The following is a 4,335-nucleotide window of genomic DNA, read 5'->3' as shown; positions in this document are numbered from 1 at the left end:
TTTTCTATCGAAGAGCTCTCCAGGGATCCCTGTGCCTAGTTCTTCGGCAAATTTCGTTGACCTTACCCAACCATGCTGCCTGTGCGCCCCCGCGAAACCGTTTCCATGTTCACCCGCGACGGGATCCAACTGGATGCGGATGTCTATCGCCCAGAAGGCGGGGGGAGCTACCCGGTCTTGCTCATGCGGCAGCCCTACGGGCGGGCCATTGCCTCGACGGTGGTGTACGCCCATCCGCGCTGGTATGCGGCCCACGGCTACATCGTGGTCATCCAGGATGTGCGGGGGCGGGGCACCTCCAAGGGCTCCTTCTACCCCTTCCGCCACGAAGCTGAAGATGGGTTTGACGCGGTCAACTGGGCGGCTACGTTGCCAGGGAGCAACGGTGTGGTGGGCATGTACGGCTTTTCTTACCAGGGCATGACCCAACTCTATGCCGCCTCCAGCCGTCCCAGCGCCTTGAAAACCCTCTGCCCGGCGATGTTGCCCTACGATCTCTACGCCGATGCCGCCTACCCGGGGGGAGCCTTTACCTTCTCCAACAACCTCAGTTGGGCGCTGCAACTGGAAGCTGAGGGAGCCCGCCGGCGGGGAGAGGCCAACGCTTACCAGGCCCTCTTCAAAGCCTCCCGCAACTTGCCCCTCTACGATCCCATCCCCCTCAAGCCGGGCGTGCTGCAGCAATACGCGCCCCAGTCCTACTACTTCGACTGGCTGGAGCACAGCGAACCCGACGACTACTGGCGCCAGCTCTCCCCTCGGCTAGAGGTGGTGGATCTGCCGATGTTGCACATTGGCGGCTGGTTTGACAGCTACCTGAGTGGCAGCCTGCGCCTCTACAAGGAGATGAGTGCCCGCAGCCGCAACCCTCAGTACCTGGTTGTGGGGCCCTGGGCCCACCTGCCGTGGGGGCGCAGGGTGGGGGCGCTGGACTTTGGCCCCGAGGCCGTCAGCCCCATCGATCGGCTGCAGGTGCGCTGGTTTGACCAGTTCCTCAAAGGCAAGGACACCGGGATCCTCCAGGAGCTGCCGGTGCGCCTATTCGAGATGGGAGCCAACCGCTGGCGCAGCTTAGAGGCCTGGCCCACCCCGGAGCCAAAAGCTTTTTACCTGCACAGCACCGGCCTGGCTGCCCTCTCCGAACTTGAGGGATCCCTCCGCCCGGAACCCCCACTGAGGCAACAGTCGGATACTTTTGTTCACGATCCCTGGCGACCGGTGCCAGCCCTGGGGGGTCACCTGGTTTATCCTGCCGGGCCGCAAGAGCGCTCTGCCCTCGACTGCCGCACCGATGTTCTCACTTACACCACTCCCCCTCTGGAAACCGACCTCCTCCTGGCGGGGGATATCACGGCAGAGCTCTACGTCGAAGCCGACAGCCCCAGCTTGGATCTCTGCGCCGTGCTCTCCGTGGTCAGGCCGGACGGCCAGGTGTACAACTTTTCCCAGGGCTACCGTCGTCTGCAGGATCCCCAGCCCAATGCCCCCATCTCAATCCCCTGTCAGCCTACCTGTATCCGCATTCCCCGTGGCCACGCCCTGCGTCTCAGCCTCAGTGCGGCCTGTTTCCCGGCCTACTCCGTCAATACAGGTACGGGGATGCGAGAAGAGCGGCTCATCGAGGCCCGCATTCTCACCCTTACTCTTCACAGCGGCGGCAACACGCCCTCGCGGTTAACCTTGCCGATTCTTGAGGAATAGTGCTGCCTCTCCCGCTTTTGTAATCTCTGTCTAGCAAACGAAAATCAAACGCTAGGATGGGAACAGGTGGGGCAAGGGAGCGCCATGTTGCAAGACCCAAAGCTAATCCGGCACTATCAAGCTCTAACCGACGCGCTGGTGGATAGTTGGCATCGCGGCTATCAGCGCACTGACGAGCTAAGGCTGCTGGTGGACGGTTACCTGCTGGCCTTGCGAACTGGCAAACAATTGGAGCCCTTTGAGATTTACCGCCTCGAAGATGAGGTCAACCGCTTCCTCTACGATCCGTCCAACTTCATGGATCCGGAACTGGAGCGGGAGACGGAGAGGATGCGGGGCTACTAACTTTGGGGATCCCTGCTGGCAATCCTTGCGACCGGTAGGCCGCAGCCTCAATTCCTAAGTTCTCTAGCCTTGGGGTCTTTCTCCCGTCCTTCGGGAGAGAAGCTGGGGGTAGGGCGGTTTTGAGAACAACTTGGGCCTGGTAGGCTGAGAGCAGTCGATTCCTCTCAGTTCTATGGCAGTTTGGGATACCCTGGCAACTTCCCGGCGTCCGGCTCTGCTGGGATCCGGCCTGGGCTTGGGAATAGCCCTGACCCTCTGGTACGGGGTGTTTGGCTACCACGTACTGCAGATGGGTATCTGGCTGCTAAGCATCCTGCTGGTGGGGCTGTATGTGGCCCAGTTTCCTCCGGCTCAGCTCCCTTGGGATCCGACGCGGCTGCGCTGGCGTCAGGAGCTGCTGCACCTGGGGCTGCTGGCGCTGGTTTTTGCCCCCATCTACCTCTACGACCTGGCCAACATCCCTTTTCAAATCAACACCGACGAGATTGTCATCACCTCCATGGCACGGCGGGCCTCAGGGGTGCGCTACCCCGATATCTTTGGGCTGATGCCGGAGTGTTTCTATTTCCCCCGCTTCCTGTTCAGCCTCTTTGGCGGCCTGACGCGGCTGATGGGGGGAGTCACGCTGGTGAATGTGCGCACCGTGCATGCCGCCTTCGGGGTTGTCACCATTCTGGTGGCCTATGGGTTTTTTCGGTCGTTCTGGAACCCCCGGCTGGCCTTGGCAGGAGCGGCCCTCCTGGGATCCAACCACGCCTTGTTAGGCATCAGCCGCATGGCGATGCGGGAGAATCTGATTGTGCTGGTGGAGTGTGCAGCGCTAGCCTTGCTCTTAAAGGGCGTGCGGGAAAAAAATCCCCTGCTTTTGTATTTGGGGGGAGGGGCAGCGGCCTTCTCCCTCTACGGCTATCTGCCGGGGCGGGTGGTGATCCTGTTGGGGTTGCTGTTTGGCGGCCTCTACCTGCTCCTGGGCCGGGAGGAGCTGCAAGGAGGGGATAACCAGGTCAACCCCTTCTGGACTTTGGCCAAGCTAACCGTGCCGGCGGCGCTGGGGTTTTTCCTGGTGGCTGCGCCCATCCTGGTGGCTACTGCCACCGCCCCCCCAGAAAGCGCCGAGTATGCCCGCCAGCAATTTCTCTTTTTCCCGGAAGGGCGGGCGCTGCAGCAGAGGTGGGTCAATGCGGCTACGCCGGCAGAGGCGGTGTGGCGCAACATCCGCAATGGCCTAAGCATGTTCAACGATCCCAGCCAGCACGACCGGGGCTACATCTACCCCAACTACGGCCATGCCTTTGTGGATCCGCTGACGGGGGTTTTGATCTGGCTGGGGCTGGGATCTGGCCTCTACCGCCTCTGCAAGGGGCGTAGCCAGCCCCACGACTGGCTTTGTATGGGCAGTTTCCTGTTTCTTTACCTGCTCTTTAGCTTGGCCATCACCAAAGCCCCCAACTACACCCGCCTGCTGGTAATCCTGCCCTTTGTAGTCTACCTAACTCTGGAAGGGATCCAGGCGCTGGCCGGTCTCCTGGAGCGTTGGGGATCCCCAGGGAGGAAGTGGCTGCCGGCAGTGGCGATGGCGGGGGCGATCCTGGTGATCGGGGGATGGAACTTGGCGATTTTTGGAGATTTTGTCCACAAGGGCTGGACCCAGGGCAACGATGTGGGAGCCACCGGGCGCTACGTGGCGGCCCGACAAGGGGATCCCGACTACCGCTTCTACTTGGCTGCCAGCGCCGCCTACCCCTATTTCAGCTGGGGAGAGCCCATCTATTGGCAGAGTTGGATCCAGTTTTTTGCCGGCTCGGGACAGGAGGTGCAGGTCTTTTCCCCTGAGGCGTTGCCCACCCAAGATCTCCAGCCGCCATTTACCCTGTTCCTGAACGAGGAGGTATGGAATCAGCAAGGGGCAGCGCTGCAGCAGCGCTTTCCCCAGGGACAGTTGCATCGGATCCCGGCTGAGCGGGGGTTGTGGGCTTTTGAAGTAGCGGATCCTTAGCGCTGCTCTCTCTAGGTAGCTGACTGGGCTTTGAGTCAGCTATACCCCTTGCCGTTGCCTCCTTGTGCCACCCTCGTGGATTAGGGAGAGGGGCTGCGCCCTACATCCATCCCAGCGGGGTGACCCACGCGGCCCTCAAAAAGGGATCCCCGCTGCTGAAGGGTAGGCTTAGGCCGGAGCAGCAGGGCCCGGCCATCTGGCGAAACGACGGGCGTGTTGCAGTGCCAAATCCACATAGTGCTCGGTGTGGCGGTCAACCTCCAGAAAAATCCCAAAAAATTTCGCCGTACACT

General features: G+C 61.4%; 3 protein-coding genes. All 3 read left to right on the top strand.

Features of this window, described 5'->3' with window-relative positions; genetic code table 11:
* Positions 1–72 precede the first annotated feature (72 nt).
* Positions 73–1,701 carry a CocE/NonD family hydrolase gene (locus NW852_RS11775; protein ID WP_414372722.1) on the top strand — a complete coding sequence of 543 codons (1,629 nt, stop codon included), beginning with the start codon at positions 73–75 and terminating at the stop codon, positions 1,699–1,701.
* A gap of 84 nt (positions 1,702–1,785) precedes the next feature.
* Positions 1,786–2,046 carry a DUF6761 family protein gene (locus NW852_RS11770; RefSeq protein ID WP_414366681.1) on the top strand — a complete coding sequence of 87 codons (261 nt, stop codon included), beginning with the start codon at positions 1,786–1,788 and terminating at the stop codon, positions 2,044–2,046.
* Between the two features lie 172 nt (positions 2,047–2,218).
* Positions 2,219–4,042: a glycosyltransferase family 39 protein gene (locus NW852_RS11765; protein ID WP_414372723.1), complete on the top strand. Its 1,824-nt coding sequence runs from the start codon at positions 2,219–2,221 to the stop codon at positions 4,040–4,042.
* Positions 4,043–4,335: the final 293 nt, after the last annotated feature.

This window comes from Synechococcus sp. H60.1 (assembly GCF_047462335.1).
GTDB lineage: Bacteria > Cyanobacteriota > Cyanobacteriia > Thermostichales > Thermostichaceae > Thermostichus.
The sequence above is the reverse complement of the archived record's forward strand: the minus strand, read 5'-3'. Positions and strand labels throughout refer to the sequence as shown.

Excerpts from the sequence above, each read along its gene's own strand:
- NW852_RS11765 (WP_414372723.1), top strand. The coding sequence starts at position 2,219 with ATGGCAGTTTGGGATACCCTGGCAACTTCCCGGCGTCCGGCTCTGCTG.
- NW852_RS11775 (WP_414372722.1), top strand. The coding sequence starts at position 73 with ATGCTGCCTGTGCGCCCCCGCGAAACCGTTTCCATGTTCACCCGCGAC.
- NW852_RS11770 (WP_414366681.1), top strand. The coding sequence starts at position 1,786 with ATGTTGCAAGACCCAAAGCTAATCCGGCACTATCAAGCTCTAACCGAC.